This is a genomic window from Mesorhizobium sp. WSM4887, assembly GCF_029625865.1.
GTDB lineage: Bacteria > Pseudomonadota > Alphaproteobacteria > Rhizobiales > Rhizobiaceae > Mesorhizobium.
The window spans coordinates 1,615,431-1,640,579 of record NZ_JARTVP010000001.1 but is presented as its reverse complement, the minus strand read 5'-3'; the positions used below and the strand labels follow the sequence as shown (position 1 = coordinate 1,640,579).

24 protein-coding genes and 1 pseudogene are annotated in these 25,149 nt (G+C 64.6%); 8 read left to right on the top strand and 17 right to left on the bottom strand.

Annotation, left to right across the window (positions count from 1 at the left end):
- Window positions 1-303 precede the first annotated feature (303 nt).
- The gene (locus P9230_RS07845) at window positions 304-2,085 is read left to right on the top strand and encodes a chloride channel protein (RefSeq protein ID WP_067326009.1); all 1,782 of its coding nucleotides are present in this window, start codon (window positions 304-306) and stop codon (window positions 2,083-2,085) included.
- Window positions 2,086-2,093: 8 nt separating this feature from the next.
- On the opposite strand, the gene P9230_RS07840 is transcribed toward P9230_RS07845, so the two are convergent.
- Both P9230_RS07840 and P9230_RS07835 read right to left on the bottom strand, forming a co-directional pair.
- On the bottom strand, window positions 2,094-4,118 hold the full coding sequence (locus tag P9230_RS07840; RefSeq protein WP_278118208.1) for a bifunctional diguanylate cyclase/phosphodiesterase: 2,025 nt from the start codon (window positions 4,116-4,118) through the stop codon (window positions 2,094-2,096).
- 17 nt (window positions 4,119-4,135) lie between these two features.
- Window positions 4,136-4,636 (bottom strand): molybdopterin-dependent oxidoreductase, encoded by a 501-nt coding sequence (locus P9230_RS07835; RefSeq protein WP_278118206.1) that lies wholly within the window; start codon window positions 4,634-4,636, stop codon window positions 4,136-4,138.
- A 224-nt stretch (window positions 4,637-4,860) separates the two neighbouring features.
- On the opposite strand from P9230_RS07835, the gene P9230_RS07830 reads away from it, so the two are divergent.
- The 7 genes from P9230_RS07830 to P9230_RS07800 all read left to right on the top strand — a co-directional run bounded on the left by P9230_RS07830 (window position 4,861) and on the right by P9230_RS07800 (window position 11,313).
- Window positions 4,861-5,526, top strand: coding sequence for an XRE family transcriptional regulator (locus tag P9230_RS07830; RefSeq protein WP_095781141.1), 666 nt, complete (start codon window positions 4,861-4,863; stop codon window positions 5,524-5,526).
- Between the two features lie 37 nt (window positions 5,527-5,563).
- A complete protein-coding gene (locus tag P9230_RS07825) occupies window positions 5,564-6,640 on the top strand; it encodes an extracellular solute-binding protein (RefSeq protein WP_095781142.1) in 1,077 nt (358 codons plus the stop codon).
- Between the two features lie 19 nt (window positions 6,641-6,659).
- Window positions 6,660-7,529: an ABC transporter permease gene (locus tag P9230_RS07820; protein ID WP_095800452.1), complete on the top strand. Its 870-nt coding sequence runs from the start codon at window positions 6,660-6,662 to the stop codon at window positions 7,527-7,529.
- Window positions 7,529-8,326 carry an ABC transporter permease gene (locus tag P9230_RS07815; RefSeq protein WP_278118204.1) on the top strand — a complete coding sequence of 266 codons (798 nt, stop codon included), beginning with the start codon at window positions 7,529-7,531 and terminating at the stop codon, window positions 8,324-8,326. The genes P9230_RS07820 and P9230_RS07815 overlap by 1 nt, the downstream gene beginning before the upstream one ends.
- Window positions 8,323-9,432, top strand: a complete 1,110-nt coding sequence (locus tag P9230_RS07810; RefSeq protein ID WP_127325564.1) for an ABC transporter ATP-binding protein — start codon at window positions 8,323-8,325, stop codon at window positions 9,430-9,432. The genes P9230_RS07815 and P9230_RS07810 overlap by 4 nt, the downstream gene beginning before the upstream one ends.
- Window positions 9,433-9,463: 31 nt before the next feature.
- The gene (locus tag P9230_RS07805) at window positions 9,464-10,849 is read left to right on the top strand and encodes an FAD-binding oxidoreductase (RefSeq protein ID WP_278118202.1); all 1,386 of its coding nucleotides are present in this window, start codon (window positions 9,464-9,466) and stop codon (window positions 10,847-10,849) included.
- Between the two features lie 107 nt (window positions 10,850-10,956).
- Window positions 10,957-11,313, top strand: coding sequence for a cupin domain-containing protein (locus P9230_RS07800; protein ID WP_067326033.1), 357 nt, complete (start codon window positions 10,957-10,959; stop codon window positions 11,311-11,313).
- 34 nt (window positions 11,314-11,347) lie between these two features.
- Here the strand turns inward: P9230_RS07800 and P9230_RS07795 are convergent, their stop codons facing one another.
- The 15 genes and pseudogenes from P9230_RS07795 to P9230_RS07725 all read right to left on the bottom strand — a co-directional run.
- The gene (locus P9230_RS07795) at window positions 11,348-12,991 is read right to left on the bottom strand and encodes an MFS transporter (protein ID WP_278118200.1); all 1,644 of its coding nucleotides are present in this window, start codon (window positions 12,989-12,991) and stop codon (window positions 11,348-11,350) included.
- Window positions 12,992-13,188: 197 nt separating this feature from the next.
- Window positions 13,189-13,455 (bottom strand): flagellar biosynthesis protein FliQ, encoded by a 267-nt coding sequence (fliQ, locus tag P9230_RS07790; RefSeq protein WP_027165133.1) that lies wholly within the window; start codon window positions 13,453-13,455, stop codon window positions 13,189-13,191.
- A 21-nt stretch (window positions 13,456-13,476) separates the two neighbouring features.
- On the bottom strand, window positions 13,477-13,887 hold the full coding sequence (gene flgD / locus P9230_RS07785) for a flagellar hook assembly protein FlgD (RefSeq protein WP_095800448.1): 411 nt from the start codon (window positions 13,885-13,887) through the stop codon (window positions 13,477-13,479).
- Window positions 13,888-13,889: 2 nt separating this feature from the next.
- On the bottom strand, window positions 13,890-14,327 hold the full coding sequence (gene flbT, locus P9230_RS07780) for a flagellar biosynthesis repressor FlbT (protein ID WP_278118198.1): 438 nt from the start codon (window positions 14,325-14,327) through the stop codon (window positions 13,890-13,892).
- Complete coding sequence (gene flaF / locus P9230_RS07775; protein WP_127246061.1) at window positions 14,324-14,671, bottom strand: flagellar biosynthesis regulator FlaF; 348 nt, start codon at window positions 14,669-14,671, stop codon at window positions 14,324-14,326. Before flaF ends, flbT begins: the two co-directional genes overlap by 4 nt.
- A 31-nt stretch (window positions 14,672-14,702) precedes the next feature.
- Entirely contained in the window at window positions 14,703-15,752 is a 1,050-nt protein-coding gene (locus P9230_RS07770) for a flagellar hook-associated family protein (RefSeq protein WP_095823399.1), read from the bottom strand.
- 3 nt (window positions 15,753-15,755) lie between these two features.
- A complete protein-coding gene (flgK, locus tag P9230_RS07765; protein WP_127246060.1) occupies window positions 15,756-17,210 on the bottom strand; it encodes a flagellar hook-associated protein FlgK in 1,455 nt (484 codons plus the stop codon).
- 32 nt (window positions 17,211-17,242) lie between these two features.
- Window positions 17,243-18,499, bottom strand: a complete 1,257-nt coding sequence (locus P9230_RS07760) for a flagellar hook protein FlgE (protein WP_067002423.1) — start codon at window positions 18,497-18,499, stop codon at window positions 17,243-17,245.
- A gap of 91 nt (window positions 18,500-18,590) precedes the next feature.
- A complete protein-coding gene (locus P9230_RS07755; protein ID WP_067002421.1) occupies window positions 18,591-19,259 on the bottom strand; it encodes a response regulator transcription factor in 669 nt (222 codons plus the stop codon).
- A 223-nt stretch (window positions 19,260-19,482) separates the two neighbouring features.
- On the bottom strand, window positions 19,483-20,076 hold the full coding sequence (locus P9230_RS07750; protein WP_278118194.1) for a transglycosylase SLT domain-containing protein: 594 nt from the start codon (window positions 20,074-20,076) through the stop codon (window positions 19,483-19,485).
- The gene (locus P9230_RS07745; RefSeq protein WP_278118192.1) at window positions 20,006-21,403 is read right to left on the bottom strand and encodes a flagellar hook-length control protein FliK; all 1,398 of its coding nucleotides are present in this window, start codon (window positions 21,401-21,403) and stop codon (window positions 20,006-20,008) included. Before P9230_RS07745 ends, P9230_RS07750 begins: the two co-directional genes overlap by 71 nt.
- The gene (locus tag P9230_RS07740; protein ID WP_278118191.1) at window positions 21,400-22,830 is read right to left on the bottom strand and encodes a chemotaxis protein MotC; all 1,431 of its coding nucleotides are present in this window, start codon (window positions 22,828-22,830) and stop codon (window positions 21,400-21,402) included. The genes P9230_RS07745 and P9230_RS07740 overlap by 4 nt, the downstream gene beginning before the upstream one ends.
- Window positions 22,827-24,272: a MotB family protein gene (locus tag P9230_RS07735; protein ID WP_127241318.1), complete on the bottom strand. Its 1,446-nt coding sequence runs from the start codon at window positions 24,270-24,272 to the stop codon at window positions 22,827-22,829. The genes P9230_RS07740 and P9230_RS07735 overlap by 4 nt, the downstream gene beginning before the upstream one ends.
- Window positions 24,269-24,895, bottom strand: coding sequence for a hypothetical protein (locus P9230_RS07730; RefSeq protein ID WP_127241319.1), 627 nt, complete (start codon window positions 24,893-24,895; stop codon window positions 24,269-24,271). The genes P9230_RS07735 and P9230_RS07730 overlap by 4 nt, the downstream gene beginning before the upstream one ends.
- A gap of 3 nt (window positions 24,896-24,898) precedes the next feature.
- Window positions 24,899-25,149, bottom strand: a pseudogene (locus tag P9230_RS07725) (flagellar M-ring protein FliF); the annotation flags it as partial.

The following is a 25,149-nucleotide window of genomic DNA, read 5'->3' as shown; positions in this document are numbered from 1 at the left end:
CGCCAAAGGACAGACCTGGTTCGAGCCGCCGGGCACGGTGCATCGTTCGCGGAGAAGGCGAGCGCAATGGAGCCGGCGGAGCTGCTGGCGACCTTCGTCACGAGGGACGATTGCGGGCCGCTGACCATCTTCGATCAGTGACATTTTCCCGTTCTCGCAGCGAGGGTAGCCGGCCCAACCGTCGCTAATCGACGCAACGCCAAAATGGCGCCACAAGGGGTCGGCATTGCGGTTGCCACTCCATGCCGTCGGGCGTATCAGGCGCGGCAGCATCCATCCTCCGCATACCGGCGAGCCGCTCCGTTGCCTGCCATAAACGAACCGCAAGTCTACGCCCGCCGGCTTCGGGCGGTGCTGATCAATTCCATTCCCGTGCTCGAGGCGCGCGGCATCGTCATTGTGCTGATGGCGGGGATGGTCGGCATGATCGCGGGCGCCCTGGTCACCGGCATGAGCGCGCTGGTGCAAGCCATGCACTTCCTGCTCTTTGACGTGCAGCCGGGCGGGCGTCTTTCAGCGATGTTTTCGCTGGCCAGTCCGGTGCAGGCGATGTTTCCGGCGATCGGGGGACTGCTGCTCGGCCTTTCGGTGATCTGGCTGAGAAGGCGGAAGTTCAGAACGCCTGTCGACCCGATCGAAGCCAACGCGCTCTACGGTGGGCGCATGTCGCTCACCGATACGTTCATCATTGTCGGCCAGACCATGATCTCCAGCGGCTTCGGCGCCTCGGTCGGTCTGGAAGCCGGTTATACGCAGGTTGGTTCCGGCATCGCCTCGCGGCTGGCGCGCGCCTTCCGGCTGCGCCGCAACGACGTCCGCATCCTGGTCGGCTGCGGCGCCGCCGGCGCGATCGCTGCCGCCTTCGACGCGCCGTTGACGGGTGCCTTCTACGGCTTCGAACTCGTCATCGGCATCTACTCGGTGGCCAATGTGGCGCCGGTCATGACGGCGGCGATCGCCGCCTCGCTGACGGCTGAGATGTTCGGCGGCGTGCCGTTTCCGCTCGAACTTTCCGGCCTGCCGACGCTGACCGCCAGCCAGTATGTGCCGTTCCTGCTGCTGGGACTGCTCGGCGGGGCGGCGTCCATCGCGATCATGCATCTGGTGAGCCTTATCGAGCGCGTCTTTGTGCGGCTGGCGATCGACGCTTCCGTCAGACCTTTCATCGGCGGCATCGTTGTCGGGCTGCTCGGGCTGGTCACGCCGCAGGTGCTGTCCAGCGGACACGGCGCGCTGCACCGCGAGTTCGCCATGAACTACGCGCTTCCCGTGGTGGCTAGCGTCTTCGTGCTGAAGCTTGCTGCCTCGGCGATCTCGCTCGGCTCCGGTTTCCGCGGCGGTCTGTTCTTCGCCTCGCTGTTCCTGGGGGCGCTGCTCGGCAAGGTCTTTGCCGGCGTCATGGCGATGGCCGCGCCCTCAACCGCGCTCGATCCGGCGGTCGCCGCTGTCGTCGGCATGACCTCGCTTGCCGTAGGTGTCGTCGGCGGCCCGCTGACCATGACTTTCCTCGCGCTGGAATCGACGCGGGACCTGACGCTCACCGGCGTGGTGCTGGCAGCGTCGATCATGTCGGCCATCCTGGTCCGCGAGACCTTCGGCTACTCCTTCTCGACCTGGCGCTTCCATCTGCGCGGCGAGACGATCCGCAGCGCCCACGACGTCGGCTGGATGCGCAGCCTCAATGTCGGGTCGATGATGCGCAAGGACGTCCGTACTATCGATGCTTCGATTACCTTGGCCGAGTTCCGCAAGGAGATCCCGCTCGGCTCGGCGCAGCGCGTCATCGCCGTCGAAGGGGGCCGGCACTATGTCGGCGTGCTGCTCGTGGCCGAACTGCACAGCGACCTCTCAGACGGCGAGACTCCGGTGCAGGCGCTCGCGCAGTTCAAGGATGCGGTGCTGGTGCCGTCGATGAACGTCCAGTCCGCCGCCGAGACCTTTCAGCGCGCCGGCGCTGAAGAGCTAGCGGTCGTTGAGGATTTCGACGACCGCATCGTGCTTGGCCTGCTCACTGAAAGCCATCTGATGCGGCGCTACGCCGAGGAGCTGGACAAGGCGCGGAGGGATCTTTCCGGCGAGGGCTGAGCCCTGATTTAATCGGCGGTCTTGCGGCCCTGCTTGGCGACTTTCCGCAGCATGGATGGGCCCAAGCGAAGAGACTCGGCTCGAGCTTTTCCATCTGTTTTGGCGCCACCCTGCCTTGCGACGAGATAGTTGGTCATCAACCTTGCCTCAACAGGCTCCGACATAAAGAACCCTTGTGCGCCGTGACAGTGTTCGTGGATCAGGAAGTCGAGTTGGGCTTCGTTCTCCACCCCTTCCGCAACAACGGTCAGGCCTAGCGAATTGGCCAGCGCGATGATGCCTCGGACCACGTTCTGTTTCTTCGTGGAGGAAGCCAGATCGCTGAGGAACGAGCGATCGATCTTCAATTGGTTCAAGTCGAAATCGGCAAGGTATCCGAAGCTCGCATAACCTGACCCAAAATCGTCGAGTGCCAGGCTCACTCCGAGGTTTCTAATCTTGCCGATACTCTCCAGGGCATTGCGGCTGTTCTGCATGAATATCCCTTCAGTGATCTCCAACTGCAGACGCGATGGAAGCAACCCCGTTTGCCGCAGCGTCTCGGTGAGATGCGTCAGATAGGCATCGGTCTGGAGGGTTCTTCCGGAGACGTTGACCGAGCAGATGAACTCTTCGGTGGAAATAGGCATCCATCGGGCGGCTTGCTCGCAAGCCTTGCCCAGAACCATCTTGTCGAGTTCCAGTATCAGCTCACTTCGTTCCGCGATCGGAATGAACGATGCCGGCGCACGAACCGCTCCCGAGACCGGGTCGTGCCAGCGGACCAGCGCCTCGGCCCCGATCATGCGGCCGGTCGCCAGCTCGAACTGGGATTGCCAGACCAGGAAGAACTCGTCGCAATTGAGGGCCCGCTTGATGGCCGCTTCTTCACCGAGCTGCATGTCGATCTGACTGAGGATCGCGGGCGAAAACGTCACGAAACCGGACCGCCCTTCGGCCTTTGCCGTGTAGAGAGCGCTATCGGCACTGTGCAGCAACGTGGAAATGTCGGAACCGTGCTGAGGGAAACATGCCATGCCGATGCTGGCGCCAATGCGCACCTGATGGCCCTCCAACTCTGCGAACCTGTTCAGCCGTTCGCGCAGACGTTGCCCCAAATCGTCATGATCATTCCGATCGGCAATAGCCATGATGGCGAATTCGTCTCCGCCCAATCGCACGGCGGCTACGTCGCCGGGCCGCTCGACCGACTGAAGGACCTCGGCAACCGCCTTCAGCAGCAGATCGCCGACGTGATGGCCGAAGGTGTCGTTCACGCTCTTGAAATGGTCGAGATCGATCAGGAGCAGCTGAAGCTGCCTACCGGTCTCCCTCGCCCGGTCCAGCATGGCGTCCCTGTTGGCTGCCATCCAGGCACGATTCTTCAGTCCGGTGGTCGCATCGCGCCAGGCGAGAAATTCCAGCTTCTTTATCGTTTCCCGGCGCCCGATGAACAGAACCGCCGTCCCGATTGCCAGCAGCGACAGGATCGTCAGAGCAAAGGCTATCTGATAGTTGAACCGATTCAGGCTGACTTCCGACGCATAGAGATCGGCGTTAACGCCCTCGCCGTATTTGTAGTACTCGTCGTTCATCCGGCCGACGATCTGCTCGAGTTCCAGACCCAGTTCCTTCAAGCGCTGCTGATCGAACGGGAGTCCCGCCGCGATTACGGCGTCGAGCCGCGTTACCGCGTCGTTCACGCGCGGCACGATGCCTGCATATGCGGGAATTGCGCTGATCGTTTCGCCGCCGTCGATCCGCTTGAAGCGGATGTAGACCAGGTCGTTTGCAGCGGCCAGATGATCGAGGCTCGCCTGAGAGTTGGGCGCGACCTCAGCGAGCGAGATCATATCCCTCAGGTGGGTCACGTCGCGTATGGCAATATGGAATTCGCGGATGGCGAAGAATCCGAACCGGGGCAGCGAAGACTCGATCTTGCTGATACTGACAAACAGCATGACGATGAGGATTGCGGAACCGATCGCCGCCAGCCCTATGGCACTGCCGTAGGTAAGCGGAATTCGCCAGCCTCTCAGTCGAGATCCCACCATGGAGGCCTACCAGCCGGTCAGTTGTCGGACTCGATCGTCTTGATCAGCCAAATCCATCGCGGTTTGCGGATCGGCGTGTCGAAGGCGGGGAAGTCCTTGAGAGGATAGACCAAGCGGGTCGGACCTTGTGTTCGTCGGGTGAGCAACTCCCCGTCCTGGCGCGTCGCGAGAAGCAGAGGACCTTCCGTCCAATCCTCGTGCGGAATCACCTGCACGTAATCGTCCGCGGCCCTTAGAGTGACGGAATCCCTATCCGCCAATCCCACGGACTTGAGCACGTCTCGGAACAGGACGCCTTCAAACGTCAATTGCCCTTGCTCGAAAGGACTTGTGGTGATGACCTTATAGAGGCCGAGCTTTTCCAACTGCCGCAGCGTGAGCGGGATCTGCTTGCCGTCCTTCTGAACGGTGAAAGCTACGGAGTCCGGCGGCTCCGGATAGCTGGCCGGTTCCAACGCCCCTGCAGTCAGAGTGCCGATCCCCAAGACAGCCAGCATCAGCAGGCTGCGCATGAGCATCAACGGTCCGTTTCTTAGCCAGGATGACATATCGCGATCCCTTCCCGCTCAGCTGACCGACAATGGCCCTTGCTGTACGACATCTTGCCGGCCGACATTCGATACTGCCGTTGAATGCTTAATTTTTTGGTCGGCTTCCGTTTCGAGTCATGGGACAGCGGAATCCGCCCCTATTGCCAGCTGTACAGTGGTACTGTACAAGGTGTTAAGTGGAGGAAAACGGGATGCGCGAGGCTTCGGAGGACGGCCAGGCTCCGGCGGCGATCGGTGCCGGCACGGCTGCAGCTCATGCGCAGCAGGTGCTGGGCGTGCGGCTCAAGGCCCTGCGCCTCGCTCGCCGTCTATCATTGCGTGACCTCGCGGAAGCGACCGGAACGAGCGCCAGCTTCATCAGCCAGCTTGAACGCGGGCTGACCGGCGCCAGTACTGCCTCGCTCAACCAGATGGCTTCGGCGTTGGGCGTGAGCGTCGCGATGCTGTTCGAGGAAAGCGCGACACAGAACCATGGCGTGCTCCGGCGCAGCGAGCGGCCAAGCCTTCCGCCCAGCAACGGCTGCCGTAAGATGCTGCTTTCCCGCCCGCCGCTGAGCGACATGGAGGTCTATGTCGGCGAGTTCGATATCGGCGGCTCGACCGGCTCCGCGCTTTACACGCATGGCGACGCGCAGGAGATGCTGATCGTCCTTCGCGGTGTCGTCGAGGTCTCTCTTGGCGACGCCCGCCACGTCCTCGAAGAAGGCGACAGCATCGAATACGCGACATCGACACCACATCGCAGCGAGAACATCGGCAGTGGTCGGGCCGAGGTGATGTGGATCATCGCACCGCCGACCTCGGCACGCGCCGAGCTCGATCAATACAAGCCCTGGAAACCGCTCGCGGCCAGGTAGTCCGATTAAACGCGGGCATAATGGGAGAGTCAGAGTTATGTTGAAGTCGAAACTTGCAGGTCTTGGCGCCGTGCTGGCGCTCGGAATGCTGACAACCACCGCCTTCGCACAGGAAAAGCCTGTCGCGGGCGAGGTGAAGGAAGGCTCGCTCAAGGGCAAGACCCTGACCTTCGTCTCCTATGGCGGCATCTATCAGGATGGCCAGGTGGCGGCGCTGAAGGAGTTCGTCGAGAAGTCCGGCGTCAAGCTGCTCAATGACGGGCCGACCGAGATCGCCAAGCTGCAGGCCCAGGTCGAATCCGGCAACGTCACCTGGGACGTGGTCGATACCGGCGATCTGCCGCCTTACGTCCATTGCGGAAAGCTGTTCCAGAAGCTCGATCTCTCGAAGCTCGACGTCTCGAAGATACCCGAAGGACAGGTCGGCGAGTGCTCGGTTCCGGCGATGAACTACGGCGTCGTGCTGATGTACAATAAGGAGAAGTACAAAGATAACCCGCCCAAGAACTGGGCTGACTTCTTCGACACCGAAAAGTTCCCCGGCGTGCGCGCCCTGGACGGATCCGGCGATCCGACCGGTGGCCTGCTCGAACAGGCCTTCAAGGTGGCGGGCGGCGATCCGAAGGCGATGACCGCTGCCGATATCGACAAGGCCCTCGACGTGATTCGCAAGCTCGGCCCGGACACGATCTACTGGAAGACGGGCGCTGAATCGCAGCAGCTCGCGGAGTCCGGTGAAGCCGACATGCTGATGATGTGGACCGGCCGCGCCATGACGGCGGTCAAGAATGGTGCCAAATACGCGCCCGCCTGGCAGGACTGGCTGGTGGTGATGGACCAGATGACGATCCCCGTCGGTGTCAAGGATACGGATGCCGCCTATGCGCTGCTGAATGCCTATCTCGGCAAGCAGGCGCAGGAGATTCTCACGCAGCAGACCTCCTACACGCCGATCAACAACGATGCGAAGCCGAAGGTTGACGAGTCGGTCGCAGCTTTCCTGACCAACACGCCCGAGCGCCAGAAGCAAGGCTACAAGCAGAACATCAAGTTCTGGGTCGAGAACTTCCCGGTCGCGCAGGAGAAGTGGTCCGCGCTGATGGCCGGCAACTGAGCTGACGGAGGCAAGATCCGTGAGCGCGCTCGAACCGACGATCCAGACTGCCGAAAAGCGGGCAGGATGGGCCTGGCGACCGTTCGCGCTCACGCTGCCGGCCATGATCCTGCTCGCCGCGGTGATCGGCTATCCGCTGCTCACCATCGTGCTGCGCAGCCTCTCGGAGCCGGAATGGGGCGTGCAGAACTATGCCTGGTTCTTCGGCGCGCCCGTCAATCTCGCGGTGCTCCAGCGCACCTTCACCATCTCGGCATGGGTCACTCTGGTCTGCGTGGTTTGCGCTTATCCTTATGCTTACCTCATGACCGCGGTCGGTCCGCGCGTGCGGCTCGTCCTGGTGCTTTGCGTACTCATCCCCTTCTGGGTGAGCGGCGTGGTGCGCACACTCTCCTGGGTGATCCTGCTGCAGGATTCCGGCGTCATCAACTCGTTGCTGAGATCAGCCGGCTTCGCGGGCATCCGGCTGATCCGCACCCAGACGGGCGTGGTGATCGGCATGGCGCAGGTGCTTTTGCCCTTCATGATCCTGCCGCTTTATTCGGTGATGAAAGGCATCGACCTCAGGCTGGTGCAGGCGGCGCGAAGCCTTGGCGCCCGGCCGTCCCGCGCTTTCTTCACAGTCTACCTGCCGCTGTCGCTGCCGGGCGTCTATGCCGGCGCGATCATCGTCTTCATCCTGGCGCTGGGCTTCTACATCACGCCGGCACTGCTCGGCGGGCCGCGCTCGACGATGCTGTCGACACTGGTGCAGACCCAGGTGCTCAGCCTGCTGCAATGGGGACGCGGCGGCGCGATGGGCGTGGTGCTGCTGGTCACGACCTTCCTGTTGCTGGCGCTTGCAGCGCCGGTGATGCGGTCGCGGCACCGGGAAGCGGGGCGGCGCTGATGGAAATGAAGCCGCTCACCCGTGTCGTTCTTGGCCTTGTCTGCCTGCTGGTGGCGATCTGGCTGGTGGCGCCGACGCTGGTCGTCGTGCCGATGTCGTTCAACGGCAACAAGTCGCTCTCCTTCCCACCGCAAGGCTTCTCCTGGCAGTGGTACGAGAATTTCGTCACGAATCCAGAATGGTCGACCAGCTTCCTCAATTCCTTGAAGGTCGCCTCGATCGTGGCGGTGCTGGCAACGGTGCTCGGCACGCTGGCCGCCTTCGGCCTCGACCGTATGAAGGCGCGGCCTGCCAATCTGCTGCGGATGCTGATGCTGACGCCGATGGTTGTGCCGGGCGTGGTGCTGGCCATCGGCATCTATGCCGTCTATCTCGATGCGCGACTCGTCGGCACGCTGCTCGGCTTCGTGCTCGCCCACACCATCCTGGCGCTGCCCTTCGTGCTGATCGCCGTGTCGGCCAATCTCGAAGTGTTCGACAGGCGGCTGGAGACGGCTGCGGCGAGCCTCGGCGCCGGCGCGCTCACCACGTTCCGGACGGTGACGCTGCCGCTGATCCTGCCCGGCATCCTGTCGGGCCTGCTGTTCGCCTTCGCGACGTCCTTCGACGAGATCATCGTCTCGCTGTTCATCACCAACCCCTATCTGAAGACGCTGCCGGTGCAGATCTTCTCCTCGATCACGCGCGACGCCGACCCGACCGTCGCTGCCGTCGGTACGATCCTTTTGTGCGCCACGACGATCCTGATCGGCGGCGGCATGCTTCTTCTTGGCCGCGAGCGGAAGGGACGCCTATGAACCCAAGACCGGACAATCGCGGCGCGGCGATCGACCTCGAATTCGTCACCAAGGCCTATGGCGCGTTCAAGGCGCTGGACGGCGTGTCGCTCAGGATCGAGCCCGGCGAGTTCATGACGCTGCTTGGGCCGAGCGGCTCCGGCAAGACGACGACGCTCAATGTGATCGCCGGTTTCACGGATGTGTCGAGCGGCAAGCTGCTGGTCGGAGGACAAAGCGTCGTCGGCGTGCCGGCGCACAAGCGCAACATCGGCGTCGTCTTTCAGCACTACGCATTGTTCCCGCATATGACGGTTGGCCGCAACGTCGCCTATCCGCTGACGCTGCGCGGCGTTGGGCAGGACGATCGGAAGCGGCGCGTGGCCAAGGCGCTCGACATGGTCAAGATGGGCGACTTCGCGCATCGCTATCCGAGCGAATTGTCGGGCGGCCAGCAGCAGCGCGTGGCGCTGGCGCGGGCCATCGTCTTCGACCCGCCGCTGCTCCTCATGGACGAGCCGCTCGGCGCGCTCGACAAGAAGCTGCGCGAATGGCTGCAGCTCGAGATCAAGCGCATCCATCGCGAGCTCGGCACCACCTTCGTCTATGTCACGCACGACCAGGAGGAGGCGCTGGTGCTGTCGGATCGCATCGCCGTATTCAACCGTGGCCGGATCGAGCAGGTGGGCACCGGACGGCAGCTCTATGACGAGCCGGCAACGCTGTTCGTCGGCCGCTTCATCGGCGACTCCACGGTGCTGCGCGGCGAAGCCAGAAGTGACGGCACCGGCACTGCGCTGACCATTGCCGGCGAGACGGTCGCCGCGCCGCGACGGCTTGCCGGAGAAGTCAGCCCGGTGATGCTGCTGCGGCCCGAGAAACTTGCCATTCGCCGGCCGGGGCAAGCCGACGGCAAGAACCGCCTGGCGGGAACGATCGCCGAGGCGATCTATCTTGGCTCGGGATCGAAATACGAAGTGAAGCTCGGCGACGGCTCGACCGCGATCGTGCGGTCGCCGCTGACTGGCGAGAATTTCGCCCTCGGCGAGAAGGTCGAGCTTTGCTTCGACGGCGCTGACGCCAAGCTTCTGCCCGACGACAGCACGGCAGACACGACGCTCACCTGATCCCTCTCTCCAGTCTCCTGGAAGCCATCCCATGCAAGTCAAGCGCAACGGCGACATCTCGTTCTGGTATGCGGATCTGGGCGCGGTCCCAAGCCCGCGTCCGCCCTTGCCCGGCGACATCGAAGCCGATGTTGCGATCGTCGGCGCCGGCTACACCGGGCTCTGGACCGCCTATTATCTGAAGAAGGCGAAGCCCTCGCTTCGCATAGTCTTGCTCGAACGCGAATTCGCCGGCTTCGGTGCCTCGGGGCGCAATGGCGGCTGGCTTTCGGGCGGCTTCGGCTGGTCGCGCGAGAAATACCTCAAGACCTCGACCCGGCAAGCTGTCAGCGCCATGCAGGCAGCGATGGCGGGCTGTGTCGACGAGGTGATCCGGGTGGCGGCGGCCGAAGGCATCGACGCCGACATCCGCCGTGCCGACAATCTGACGGTCGCCACCAATGCCGCACAGCTCCAACGTGTGCGCGAGGCGTGCGAGACGATCCGCTCCTGGGACGCCGACCCCGAGCGCATCGAATTGCTCGACGCTGCAGCCACACGCGCGCGCATCAATATCGCGAATGTCATGGGCAGCTTCGTCATCCACGGCCAGGCGCGGGTGCAGCCGGCCAAGCTGGTGCGCGGGCTGGCGGAAGCGGTCGAGCGGCTCGGCGTGCCGATCTACGAAAAGACGACCGTGACGTCGATCGCCAAGGGCAGGGTGGCCACCGACCGTGGCACGGTGCGGGCGGAAACGATAATTCGCGCGACGGAGGGGTTCACGGCCGGCATTCCCGGGGAAGAGCGGACATGGCTGGCGCTCAACAGCGCGCAGATCGTGACCGAGCCGCTGCCACAAGAACTCTGGCGCGAGATCGGCTGGGACGGGCATGAGCTCCTCGGCAATGCGGCGCACGCCTATTGCTATGCCCAGCGCACGCGCGAGGGCCGTATCACCATGGGCGGACGCGGCGTGCCCTACCGCTATGGCTCGCGCACCGACGTCAACGGTCGGACGCAGCAGGCGACGATCGACCAGCTGCACACGATCCTGACGACGCTGTTGCCGCAGACGGCCGGGTGCCGCATCGATCACGCCTGGTGCGGCGTGCTCGGCGTGCCGCGCGACTGGTGCACGACGGTCGGCCTCGACCCCAGGACGCGCATCGGCTGGGCCGGCGGTTATGTCGGGCTGGGCGTGTCAAGCTCAAACCTTTCGGGGCGCACGCTTGCCGATCTGATCCTCGGCAATGACACGGATCTTACGCGACTGCCCTGGGTCAACCGCAAGGTCAGACCCTGGGAGCCGGAACCGTTCCGCTGGCTCGGCGTCCACTCGATGTACCAGCTCTACCGCATCGCCGACCAACGCGAGGCCGCCGGGCTCAATGTCACCTCGAAATTGGCCGCTCTGGCCGACAGCATCATAGGCCACTGAGGCGGTTCGGCGTTCGCCGAACCGCTCTAAGTCTTTGTTTTCGCGCAATTCCGGACGGAAAACCATTGCACACTTTCCTGGAATTGCTTTTGACCCTGGAGCCTATCTTGATCGACCTTTCGACCTTCCGCGACCTCGCCACGGCCGATATCGGCGCCTTTTCACCCAAGCCGACCTCGATCGAAGGCGATCAGGTCGAAGCGGTGCGCTCGTTCTTCCAATCGCCGGACGGGACCGTCGATATCGGCATCTGGGAATGCACGCCCGGCCGCTTCACCGCCGACCGCTCGGGTTCATCCGAGATCTGCCACATCATCTCCGGTCGCGTGGAAGTGAGCCGTGCCGACGGCGAGATGCGTGAGCTGGGGCCTGGCGATCTGCTCGTCCTGCCGAAGGGCTGGAAGGGCGAGTGGCTGATTCATGAGACGACGCGCAAGCTCTATATGATCCACAGCGCTGGCTGATCGGAACTAGATATTCCGGGCCAAAAGACGCGGGTTAGTGATCGATCGGCCCCTTGGGCGAGACAAGGGCCGTGCCGGCGGTGGTCGGGCGTTCGATCATGCGGCGCACACGCGGCGGGTTCTCGCCGCTGTGCAGCGCGCGGATGCGCTCGCCGACAACGGCGTCGGCATGGGTGGCACGCCGGTTGTGGCGGATATACTCGACCCAGGTCGGCGTGTGGTAGTGTTCGATCCAGATGCCCGGATTTTCGAGATCGCGGGCGAGCGTCCAGTTGCGGGCGCCGTCGCGGCGGCGGATGCGGCCACGCTCGGCCATGGTTGCGAGGAATTCCGGCACGTCCTCCTCGCGAATGATGTATTCGATCATGATGGCGATCGGGCCGCTGCGCGGCTTCAAATCGAGCGCCAGCATCGGCTCCTTGAACCGGTTGAGCGGATCGAGGTTGAGAGCGGTGTGCTGCGGCAGCGGCAGGATCAGGCCGATGCCGCCACCGACGAGCATGGTGACAGCGGCAACCATCAATGCAGTCTCCGCGCCATGGGCGTCGGCGACGACGCCCCAGATCCAGCTGCCCAGCGCAATGCCGCCGAAGGTTGCTGTCTGGTAGATCGACAGCACGCGCCCGACCACCCAGCGCGGCGTCGACATCTGCACCGTGACGTTGAAATGCGAGAGCGCGATCACCCAGCAGGCACCGCCGATGAGCAGGCCCGCCGACGTCTGCCAGGCATTGTCGCTGACGGCGGCGTTGAAGGCGCATAGCGCGAAACCGGCGAAGGCGGCGCGCACCATCGTTTCGCTGGAGAGCCATTGTCTGAGCCTGACGCTGATCAGCGCACCGCCGACCGCGCCGATACCGAAGGCACCAAGCATGATGCCGTAGGTCAGCGCGTCGCCCTTGACGACATCGCGCGCCACCAGGGGCAGCAGCGCCAGCACCGCGCCGGCGCTGAAGCCGAAAGCGAAGCCTCTCGCCAGCACCTTGCCGATGTTCGGCGACATGGCGACGTAGCGCAGGCCGGCTCCCATCGCGGCGCCGAGCGATTCCCGCGGCAGGGTCGGCGCGGGCACTTCCGGCTTCCAGCGGAAAAGCACGACGATCAGGCCGATATAGCTGATGGCGTTGGCGGCGAAGGCCGCCGCCGCCCCTGCGGCGGCGACGATGATGCCGCCGATCGCCGGGCCGACGCTGCGCGTGATGTTGAAGCCCATTGAGTTGAGCGCGATCGCCGCCGGCACCTTGGCGCGCGGCACCATGTCGCCAACCGACGCCTGCCATGACGGGCTGTTCAGCGCCGTGCCGCTGTCGATCAGGAAGGTGAAGGCAAGCAGCGTCCACGGCGTCATCCAGCCGAACCAGGTGAATACGGTGAGCAGTGCCGAGACCACCAGCATGAAACTCTGCGCCACCAGCATGACCTTGCGGCGGTTGAAGCTGTCGGCAATGGCGCCGGCAACAAGCGCGAACAGCATGATCGGCAAGGTGGTCGAGGCCTGGACCAGCGCCACCTGGTAGGATGAGGTGGCGATCGTCGTCATCATCCAGGCGGCGCCCACGCCCTGGATCAAGCCGCCGAAATTCGACACAAGGCTCGCCGACCAGACGGCACGGAAGATGCCGTGCCGGAACGGCGCCAACGCCGAGACGCGTTCGCTTTCCGGCTCGTCGTCGATCATGGTCGCTGTCCCGCCTTCATCTTGCTGTCTTGCGCTCGCCCGACGCCATTATCGCGCCGGCGACTCGCCAAAGCATCCCGGTCCAACAACAGGAAGGCAAAGGCGAAAATGCGTCGGCGAAGCTTTAAGCCAAGCATCTTGCCGGTGTGGACCAAACTTTTGCTGGTCCGCGCGGGCGGGATGCCCGCGACCGCAGGTCAGAAGCCGTGCTCGATGCGTTCGAAGATGACGTTGGTGAAGGCCGAGATCTGGCTGCCGATGAACGGGCCGGTCAGCGCCACCACCAGCATGATGGCGACGATCTTGGGCACGAAAGTGAGGGTGATTTCCTGAATCTGGGTCAGCGCCTGGATGAGCGCGATGCCGATGCCGACGGCCATAGCCACGAGCACCACCGGCGCGGAGGCGGTAAGCACCGTCCACACCGCATATTGCACGATATCGAGGGCATCGGCCTCGTTCATGGGCAGACTCTATACAAAACTCTAGGCGGCCGGCTTGATCGATACGCCTGCGCCGACAGGGATCTCGGTGCCGTCCTGCAACACCGCGATCAGGCCGCTGCTGGCGAGCTTCACCGAAGCCACGGTCCCTGTTGTCTTGCCGTCGGCGGCGGTGATCGAACGGCCGATCAGCGCGTCCGCCTGCGACAGCGCCGAGGATTGCATGATCTGGTCGAGCTTGCTGTTGGTCTGCACCGATTGCTCGACCTGCGAGAAGGTCGCGAGCTGCGCGACATATTCCGTCGAATCCATCGGCTTGGTCGGATCCTGGTTCTTCATCTCGGCGATCAGAAGCTTCAGGAACGACTGGTAGTCGACCGCCGTCTTCGAGGTCTGCTGGCTGCTGGCCTGGGTGGCGCCAACCGGGATCGTCGTTGTCATATCCACGGCCATCTTTATGCTCCCACAGCCAGCGCGCGCGGCGCTTCCGGAATGTCGTCATTGCCGCCAAGCGCCTGGCGCTCGAGCGGATAGAGCGCGCGGATCGCCTTCAGCGCCTCGTAGATATGATCCTCGCCGACCATGCGGTCGATCTGCTTCAGCGCGCTGCAGATTTCCTGATTGTCGAAGCTTGCGATCAGCATCGGCAGCGAGCGGCGGAACATGTCGCGGGCGTCGGAGGCTCCCGGCGGGTTGATCAGCATGATCTGCACGATGAAATAGAGCTGCCTGAGCGGCGTCGAGGCCTGCTCGGCCTGGATGACGTGGCTTTCGAGCAGGAACTGAACGTCGTTCATCAGCTCGATCGTGACCTTGCGGTCGACCCGGATGACGGCGCCGTTGATGTAAATCTTCTCGTTCGGCTTCAGCGAGATCTTCAGCGTGTTGCTCATTGGATGCCGTCTCGGATGATCTGGGAGACCTCGATCAATCCTTCGAAATTGTTGGTGCGGCCCTGCCGGATGTCTTCGGTTTCGCGCAGCAGCCACAGGCCGATCGAGATCAGATTGGCGCGCAGTTCCTTGGGCAGCGCATTGTCGCTGGAGCCGAGATCCTCGACGAAGGTGGTCCAGATGCGGTTGGTGAAGTGCAGCGCCTCGACCGCCTCCATCGACTCCGGCCCGACGGAAGCAGCCGTGGACAACATGTCGATCGATCGGGTCAGCAACTGCCGCTCCCGGTCCTTGGCGTCGGCGACGGAGTCGGTCTGGATGTCGGCGTAGGAGAATTGATACATCGTCGGAGCTCTGGCGTTCCGGTGAGAGTGTTCAGGTGAGATAGTTCAACAGGCTCAGCTGCTGCAGTCGCGCGGTCAAGGCGAAGGACGTTTCTATATGCTGCGTCAGGTCGGCCACGCGGGTGGCGGCCTCCGAGGGATCGACGCCTTCGAGGTCGATGATATGCTTCTCGAACAGATCGACCTGGGTCTTCATGCGATCGCTGGCGTCGGACACGCGCTTCTGGGCGAGGCCGGCTTCGGACTGCACCTGGACGATGCCGCCGATGGCTTCGCCGACCAGCTTTTGCGCGCGGCTGACGATCGTATTCTGCCCGGCCTCGCTGATGTTGCCGGCGAAGAGCGTGCCGACCATGGCGGCAGCCATGGCGAGCTTGCGGATGCCTTGCTCGTTGGCGCTGACCGATGTCTGCGTGGTCTCGTTCAATGAAATGCGGCTGGTGATCTGGTCGTCGGTGGCGTTCGACCAGTTGGCCTGCCATCCGGAGCCCAGGAACTGCGGCTCGACCGCGGTGGTGATGAAGTCGTCCATCTGGGCGGCGGTGATGTTGGCGGCCGCCGGGTCGTTCTGGGTGAAGCCGAAATAGCTGGTGAAGGCGGCGTCGAACGCCGCCTTGGCGGGGGAGCCGGCGGCGCTGAAATCGTCGATCGGCTTGACGTCGGTGTTGGTCCCGGCAAACAGGTATTCGCCGTTGACGCTGGTGTTCAGGATGCCCGTCATCTGCTGCAGCGCCGTGGCGCCGGCGGTCTGGGTGATGCTGGTCGAGGAGTCGCCCGACACGGCGCTGGTCAGCGCCGTCAGCAGATCCTGCGCGACATCGGAGAGCTGACCCAGCGAATCCTGTGTCGAAGTCAGGCGTGCGGCGACCAGCGAGTTCGAATCGACGATGCCGTTCAACCGGTCGAGATCGCGCTGGAAGGTGACGGCCTGTGTCGTGCGCCCGCCGAGCGCCAGGCCGACATCCGCTACCTTGCCCGTCTGGGATTCCGTGGTCGCCTTGACGAGATCGGCCTGCATGCGCATCTGCTGATAGCGCAGGGCGTTGGAGATGGCGGCTGAGGAGACGGCTGTCGCTTTCATCGATTATCCCACCGCGCCCAACAAGGCGTCCAGCATGTCGTCGACGGTCTTCATCATGCGCGCCGACGCCTGATAGGTATGCTCGAGGTCGAGAAGCAGGGACATTTCCTGGTCGACATTGACGCCGGTATCGTTCGACAGCGCTTCGGCGGTGCGAGTGGCCAGCGCTTCCTTCGCGTCGGCGTTGGTCGACGCCTGCTGGCGCACGCCTTCGAACCAGCCGATGGTGTTGGCCGCGTAGTCCGAGACGCCGGAGCTGACCGTGATGCCGGCGGAGGTGTCGAAGGCCATCGGCTGGTCGAGCCTGTTGCCGTAGGCGATCAGCAGGTCAGAATAGGAGGCGCCGCCGCCGGTGTTGGAAACATAGGCCGCGCCGTTGGCGCCGCCGTCGCGCAGCAGCGCCGCGCTGCCGCCGGCGCTCGGGTCAAACGCGGCGTTGACGCTGATCGAGCCGGCGAGGCCGTCGACCAGGGTGCCGGCAGCGGGAATAGCCGGCGCGCCGGACCAGGTGAACAGGCCTGCGGCGTTGGGCTGAGACGGCGCGGTCTCGGCAAATGCCGTGATCAGGCCGCGCGCGATCTCGTCGAGCTGGCTCTGCATGGTCGCGGCAACGCCGTCGCGCAGCTTCAGCATGCCGGCAAGCTTGCCGTCGGCGCTGGTATTGTCGCCGGTGCCTGCAGAAAGCGGTACATTGTCGATATAGATCGTGTTGCCGGGCGTGCCGGCGGTGTAGCCGGCCGAGGGCGTGAAGGTCACCGACCGCGGCACCGTCTCGAACAGCGTCGTGCCGTCCTTGGTGGTGATGACCATGTCGTTGTCGCCGCGCGTGAAGGTCGAGACCGGGACATATTCGGCGATCTTCTTGAGAAGCGCGTCGCGCTGGTCGAGCGCGTCCGACACATCCGTGCCGGAGCGCGTGCCGGCGATGACGGCCTTGTTGGCGTCCTGGAACTGGCTGAGCAGCGAGTTGAGGTCGTCGACCGCGGTGGCGATCTGGCCGTCCGTCTGGCTGCGGAAATCCTGGATCGCCGTGGTGCCGTCGTTCAGTGAGCTCACCACCTGCTTGGCCGCGTCGATGACGCTGGCGCCGAGATTCTGGTTCGACGGCGTGGTGGCGTAGAGCTGCAGCGCCTGCTGCAGATTGCCGATCGCAGTCGACGCAGACGACGCATTGTCGACTCCATTAACCGATAGGTCGAGCTGATCCATGCCGCTATAAAGCGCGCTCTGCCCGCTCCATGCCGACAGCGCGGAAAGGTTCTGCCGGAACAGAAGATCATTGGCGGCGCGCTGTATCTCCACCGATCGCGCGCCGGGCGCCGTGCTGGTGACGACGGCGACGCGACGAGCATAGTCCGGGTTGGACGCGTCGGCCACATTGCGCGACACGACGCTGGTTTGCTTGGATGTGGCCAGGAGCGCCGACTGGGCGATGCTTAATGCGGTGGAAAGCGACATGCGGGTCTTTCACGGGCTGGCGCCCGATGGGGTTATCTCTTCAGGTTGACCAGGACGTCCATCAGGTCGGAACCGGTCTGGAAGACCTTCGAGTTGGCGGTGTAGCTGCGCTGCGCCGCAATCATGTTGGTCAGTTCCTCGGCGATATCGACATTGGAATTTTCGAGCGCGCCCGAGACGACCGAGCCAAGCTTTCCTTCATTGGCAAAGCCGATGCGAACAGCGCCTGAGTCCGCGCTTTGCACATAGACGTTGCCCGGCATCGCGGTGAGGTTGTCGGGGCTCTGAACGTCGGCCAGCGGGATCTTGTAGAGCGGCTTGGTGGAGCCATCCTCGAATTGGGCGTAGATGACGCCGTCCTGGCTGATCTGGATCTTTTCGATCGTGCTCGGCGCATTGCCGTTGACGTTGGCATCGGAGACAGTGAAGCCGGTTCCGAGCTGCGTCAGCTTGGAGAGGTCGAGGTTGAGAGTCGAACCGTTCGGCACCGTGAAGGACACGCCGGTGGTCGCGCCGGTGAGCTTGCCGGTGGTGGTGTCGAAGGTGAGATTGGCCGAACCCAGCGCGCCGCCCGCATAGGGGAACGACGTGCCGGCCGTGGCCTTCGACTGATCGAATACCGAAACCTGCCAGGTGCCGGTGCCGGTGTTGGTGAAGTAGACGTCGAGCAACACCTTGTTGCCGAGATTGTCGTAGGCGACCAGCGACGATTTCGACGTGTATTGTGACGAGGTGCTGTTGTCGGTGGGTAGGTTGCCGGCGGTGACAGCGGTGGCGCCAGCCGGCAGGTTGCCGGTGAATGTCCCTTCCGTGCTCGGCGTCGCCGTCATCTCCTGATCGGAAATCTGCACCGGCACGAGGCCTTCGAAGCCGTTGGCGGTGGCGGCCGGATCGCCATTGGCGTAGCTGTAGGCCATCAGCTGGTAGCCGGCGGCGTTGACGAGGCGTCCTTGAGCGTCCGGAACGAAGGCGCCGGCGCGGGTGAGATAGGGCGTTCCGCTCGGGTCCTGCACGACGAAGAAGCCGTCGCCGTTGACGGCTAGGTCGGAGACCGAAGTGGTGTATTGCAGAACACCCTGCGAGCTGACGGCCGAGCGGATCGTCGTCGTGACGCCACCCGAATTATAGGCGCCGCCGGTGCTGGGCATAATCAGCGTCGAGAATTCGGCGGAGGAGCGCTTGTAGCCGGTGGTGTCGGAATTCGCGATGTTGTCGGCCACCGTGGACAAGCGGTTGGCCTGGGCGTTCATACCGGAGACGCCGGTGCGCATCATTCCGTAGAGGCTCATCGATACATCTCCTCGGTGCCTTTCTGAGAGGCTAGAAAACTAAGCCTCGTGTCTTGCGCGAGGCTGGCGCGGGATGTGCCGGCGACGACCATCAAAACACTAGCCGGTAGCCGAGGAACCTCTTGGAATCGATCGGGTCGTGGCCGAGCTTCTCACGCAATTTCTTGCGCAGCTTCGAGATGTGGCTCTCCACCACGTTCTCCTCGACCTCCTCGTCGAAGATGCCGTAGATGGCGTTGAACACCTGCGTCTTGGTCACGCGCCGGCCGCGATTGCTGGCCAAATACTCCAGGATGCGCCGCTCGCGACGCGGCAGCGGCAGCGGCTCGCCGTCGATCTCCGGGTCGCGCCCATCCATGAAGATGCGCATCGAGCCGACCTCGGTGTAGGCGGCCTCTTCGCGGGCGCGGCGGCGGATGGCGGTGATGCGGGCGAGGATCTCGCGGATGTGCACGGGCTTGCGGACGACGTCGTCGACGCCGCTCTCGAAGAGCCTGAGCGTGTGTTCCAGCGAGTGCTGTTCACTGAGCGCGATCACCGGCGCCCCGGTGCGGTCGCGGATCTGGCGCGGCGAGATGGCGCCCTCGCGGCAGTCGCCGATAAGGAAAGCCCTGACCGATCTTAAATCCGTGTCGGCGGCAGAGTTCACCCACTCGCCGAACTCGCCTGGCGCGAAGCCGGCGGTGGCGACGCCCTCGCGATCGAAAAGTGAGCTGTAGCCCTCAGTTACGAGCTCGCGCTCATCAACGATCACGATCATCGGCCCGCCCTCCGAATCATCTCATTTGCCCCGTGCGGAAAGCGGTATCCGGTGCGGTGAATCCTGAAAAACCGTCATTTCTTGTAGCTATTTTCTTGGGAGTTTTTTTGGGAGCCGTAATAAAGCCGGCCGTGAAGGGTCTATTCGCGGTACTGGATGGAGGGCGATGCCGGCGGCGCTGTGAACCCCATCGCGGCGGACTAAAGGGCATATGCTTGAGCAACTATTGGTTGCAGAACGCGCTGGCGTTCGGCGTCCATTTCCCGAAGCCGGTGGCGACCATGTTGGCGATGACGCGGCAGACATACACCTTCTGCGCCGGGTCGTTGTCGGGGCCGGCATGATAGCGGGCGACGGCCATCGACCAAGTCATGTGGCGGGCGTGGAGGCTCGCCAGGAAGCGCGCGGCGTAGTCGACGTTCTGGTGCGGGTCTAGCATGTCCTCGACGCTGCGGAACTGCGTGCCATGATAGCGATGATTGATCTGCATGCAGCCGAGATCGATCAGCGTCTTGCCCTCGCGGCGGGCATTCTCGAACGTCGCCAGCGCTTCGCCCCTGCTGCGCGGAAAAACAGCCTTTCCTTCTACATTCAAAGCGTTGGGCTGAAGGCTGCCCTTCTTTCCCGTTTCGGTCAGGCCGACCGCGTAAAGGATACCGGCCGGCACGCCATAGCGATCGGCGGCGCGCAGGATTTCCGGCTCGCAAGGATTGGGCGCGGCTTTGGCGGCGACGGTCGCGGCCAGACTAGATATAGATATCGTCGCCAGCGCGCTCGCGAAGAGGCGAAGCAGCGCGGCCGAATTCCTGTGCGCCATTGCCGTTGTTCCTTCCCGGTTGCCGATCGCCGCCGGCGCTGTTGCCGCCCGAGTTCCCGGGCTGGAACGAAGGCTGTTCGCGGCCCGTGGACATCGGCGGCGCGCCGCTCGCTTCGACGCGACCGGGCGAATGGACCGCTATCGAGGGTTGCATGATGGTGACGTGATCGACGTCGAAACCAAGACTGCGGAGCGACTTGACGATGGCGTCGCTGTCAGCGGTCAGACGGCGGTACGCCTCGTGCGTTTCCGGCTTCATCTCGATCGAAAGCTGCTCTCCGGAAAGACGCAGGCTGGCGGTGACGGGGCCGAGGGCAGCCGGGTGGAGCTCGATCTTCAGGACATGTGTCGGAACGGCAACAGAGTTGGTCGCGTGCGAGCCGATCGGAGCGCTCGAGTAGGCCTGCTGAACGCCGCTGTCAGAGGCGATCGCCTCGGCCAGCGCCGATACTGTCTGGCCGAAGGCGTTTTGGGCCGGCGCGGGGAAGCTCTGCTGGCTGACCACATCCAAGCGCCCGGCGGCGGAGGATGGCCTGGCTTGACTGTTCGATGCGAGGGCTTGCGCCGTTTGCGCGGTCTTCTGGGCGGCCGCCGGACGCCAGCCTTGCGGCGTCGCTGCGTCGGTTGCGGCTCCTTGCGTTCCAGACAGGACGTCGTCCTTGCGGATCGACATGTCCGGGCCCGGACCAGCGCCGGCCGGTTTCTGTCCGAAATCGGGTCCGGGCTTCTCGGTCGCCATCGTCGCGCGACCGGATCGCGGCAATGGCTCGCTGCCTTCGGAAGCGTCGGCCAACATGCGTTTGCCTTGACGGATCGCCAGCTGCGAAGACGCGGCCTGGCCGATCGAGGGCTGGGTTCCTGCCTCTCCCTCGACAGAAGATCCACCGCGCTCGGCATTTGTCGACGTTGCGAAGTGGCGGATGTCGCCCAGCGCCATCAACAAGGGCAAACCGTCATGAAGCGGAGCGCTATCTGACGATTGCGCCGCCGCATCGGCATCGTCCGTGGCCTTTACATGGTCGGCCTCGGCGCCATTCTTCGCGGCCTTTCCGGCCGCTGGCTTCGGCGCGGCAGTCTTGTTCTGGCCATCCTGATCGGGTCGTGGCTTGGGCGAACCGGCGAGGGCGCGCCGCTCCGGCTGCGCATGGGAAGACACAGGTTCGGCGGGATGCTTTGCCTCCCTCGCCGATTGTCCGGCGCCATGCACCATCTCGCCAAAATTCGCGCCGTTTTCCTTGCCGTCGGCAGGATGCTGCCGCGATTGGACTTGGGCGGATGCAAGTCCCGGCGTGGCCTGGCTCACGCTGTTCATTTGGGCGCTGGTCATTTGGGAGCGGCTCCGAGTAGCTGGTCGATCTGGTCGAGCTGGCGGCGCGCTTTGAGCATCGCGGCATCGGTGGGATCGTGCGGATCGAGGCTTGCTGCGGCCGCCGGCGCGGATGCAGGCAGCACGGATGGTGTTTCGGGCTGCGCAGGAGCGGGGGCTTGAGCCTCGGCCGCGGCCTGAGCCGTCGTCGGCGGAGCCGGCGGCGCGGACGCTGCGGCCGGCGCGTCCGCCGGCTTGACCGGGGCCGGCTGCTCGGCCATCGCGCCCTCCACCGGTGGCAACCCTTCGGCGTCGGCCGGGCTCGCAGCCTCGGTTTCAGCGGGTTTCGCGGCATCGCTCTTTGCCGGACCTGCGGCCTCCGTCTCATTCATGGCGGCCGCACGCACGGGAGCGACGACCTCGCCGGCAACGGCTTGCGCTGCATCGAGCAAAGCGCGGTCGCTCTCCGAAAGCTTGCCGCGATCAATCGTGCCGAGCCTCGCGCGCACATCGTCGATCGTGGCCGATGTCACCGTGGAGAGGCTCGAATAGAGCACGGCGCGCGGGTCGTCCTGATTGCCTTTGCCGTTGCGGCCCTGCTCGGCCCGGGCCGAGGCGAAGGCGGAGAGGTCGCTCAGCCCGTCGATCGCGGCGCGGCGCGCGATGCGCAGATAAATCACCTTCTCGCGCTCGGGGTCCATCATCGAGGTGATGTCGGCGAGCTTGTCTTGGCTGATCGACATGTGCAGCGCAATCACACCGGAGACGAAGGAATCGGCGAACTGGCTGGCATAGGGGGAATAGAGATAGCCGGCGACATATTGCGTCGAGGCAAGCGCGAAGCGCGCGGCGTCGCCTTGTGTCGCTGCGAGGCCGACCGAGCGGCGAAGCGCTGCCTCCTCGACCAGTGTGCCGGGGCTGAGCAGGCGGGCCTCGTCCAGCAGCGTCAGCGCCGTTGCGGGTTCATCGGTCGCAAGCGCCGAGCCCTTGACCAACGCCAGGAAGGCGCCGAGGTCGGCGGGCACGCTCATCGGGTCGATCGGCTTCAGGATTTCGATTGCCGCGGCCGGCCTGCCGTTGAGATAGGCGACGACCCCTTTGGCGATGGCGAGGCTTTGCGGGTCGGTCGCCGCGCGCGAAGCTGCCGCCTCGACTGTGACGGGATTGCCGCCGCTCATGCCATAGACGAGCAGAGCGCGGAAATTCTTCGGGTCCTTGAAATCGCCGGCATCGGCGGCGCGAAGCCTCGCATCGGTCATTTCCAGCAGCTTGGCCTGCATCGGCAGCGCCGCATGATCGCCTCCGGCGATGCGGTCCTGGACCAACTGCAGCGAGCGCACCAGCTGATAAGGCTGCAGGCCGTCATCCTGTGCAAAAGCGGCAGCGGGCGATCCTGCGGCGAGCAGCAGCAGCCCGACTGCGCGGCCGGTGGCGGTCCTGCCCCTCATCCGCCGGTCGCCATCAGGATCTCGATGCGGCGGTTGGCGGCGGCCAGCGGATCGGACGCGATCTTGGGCTGGCGGTCGGCGAAGCCCGCGACCTCGGTGATGCGGCTTTCGTCGACGCCGCCGCGCACCAGCATGTAATAGGCGGAGTGGGCGCGGGCGGTGGACAGCCGCCAGTTGTCGTAGGCGTCGCTGCGGAACGGCCGCGCATCGGTATGGCCGCCGATGGTGATGGTGCCCTTCTTCTCGTTGACGATGCGGCCGATCTTCTCCATCGCCAGCACCATCTCGCGGCGCGGCACGGCCGAGCCGATCTCGAACATGCCGAAGTCGAGCTGATCGGTGATCGAGATGACGACGCCCTTGCCGGTTGCCTCGACGGAGACGCCCTCGGCCAGCTTTTCACCGGGCGCAAAAGCCTTGGCCAGTTCCTGCTTGATTTCGGCGGCCGCCTTGAGGGCGGCGCTGCTCGGGACATTCTCTCCCTTTTCGGAGGCTTGCTTCGGCTCCGCCTTTGCCGGCTCGGCCGTCGCCGCTTCGGCCCCTGCGGCTCCCGGCATCGCAGCATCGGTCGCAGCGGCCTCCGCCTTTTCGGCTTCTGCCTTTTCAGCTTGGGCTTTCTCGCCCTTGACCGCCTTGCCTTCGGCCTTCCCGACTTTCGTGTCACCGTTCGATCCGGCGACCACCTTGGCACCGGGTTTTTCCGGTGTGGCCAACGGCTCGAGCGGCGCATCCAACTGCGGCGGTGCCGGCGGAGCGGCCTTGACTTTCGGAACATCGGTCTCGGCGACCTTCTCGCCGGGCCTGGCCGGATCGCCTTCGATCCTCCTGCGTTCGGCGCTGGCCTCGGCGCCGGGTGTCGCAACCTGCTGCGACCAGAAGTCCGGCGCGAAAGGATCGCGATAGGATTCGCCGCCGGAAGCGCCGGTCGCCGGACCGGCGTTCTGAGCGCCGCCTTCACCCTTGGCGCTGACATTCTGCATCACGCCGGTATCGGTAGCGATCTCCGACAGCACGGCATAGGGATCGGCAAACAAATGCTCGTCGGAGAGATCGGATTTCTGCGAGGCCTCCTTCGTCTGCCTGCGGTCGGAGGAGCCGGCGCCGCCCTTGCCGTCCTCGCCGGCCTTGCTCGCGCCATCCTGCGGATTGTCGGCGGTGAGGCCAACCTTGCTCGGGCCGTCGCCAAGGTCTTCCAGGCCCTTGCGGCTGGAATTGCGATCGATCAGCTCGACCGGGTTGAAATAGCTGGCGACCGCCGCCTTGGTCTGCTCATTGGCGGCGTTGATCAGCCACATGACGAGAAAGAAGCACATCATGGCGGTCATGAAGTCGGCAAAGGCGATCTTCCAGACGCCGCCATGATGGCCGTCGTCATGACCGTCGTGGTTCCGCTTGACGATGATGATCTCGTGCCTGGCCTCGCCGTGGTCGATGGCGCTCATGATAGGACCTCCGACAGGGAAGCCGACCATTCGGCGATGCGCGTCTCGAAGACGGTTTCATCGATGGTCACGGTCAGGTCGAAGCCGGCGGCCTCGGTGAAATCGAGATTGGCCGCGCGATCTCCAAGCGACGCCTTCAGCGGCTCGAACAGCGACAGTGGCCCGCGCACGCCGATACGCACCGCCTCACTGTCGGCAATCGCGGCGCTTACGGTACGGGCAAGAGCTTCGATCGAGCGCTCCTGCAGATCATCGCTGACCACGCCGCCGATGATGCGGGCGACGGTGGCGGCGGTGAGCTCGGCCACGCGCGCTTCCATGGCATCGATCCGTGTCGCGACCGCCGCCCCCAGATCGCCGCCGAAGCTTTTGAGGAACGCCTTTGCCGCATCGTCATTGGCCTGGCGTTCGGCCTCGAGGGCCGCCTCGTGGGCGGCCGCGAGCCGCGCCCCGAGTGCTGCTTCCGCATCGGCCACCGCCTCGGCGATCAGCGCGCCGATGTCGGCCTGCGGTGGCGATATGTCTGGCTTGCGCTCGATGTCAGGCGCTGACGGTGCCTGGCCGGCGCGCGGGGCGCGCGAACCGAAATCGGGCAGGAGATCGAAAAGGGCCGCCGAAGCCATGGCTTAACCCGCGGCTTCCGGGGCGGCGGCCCATTTGCGCAGGATCTGGGCGGTGCGTTCCTCGTTGAGGTCGACCATGCGTGCTAGCCGTTCCTGCGGCGCAGGCCTGATCTTCTGGCGCAGGTCGTCGAGCGGAGTGGCGCCCGGCCGGGCGCCCCGCAGCGCCCCCACCCCCCGGTGGGCCCCCGATTGAGGCCCCCCCCCCGCCGGGCGGCGCCGCCCCCCCAGGGCCAACGCGAAGACCCCGCCCCCCG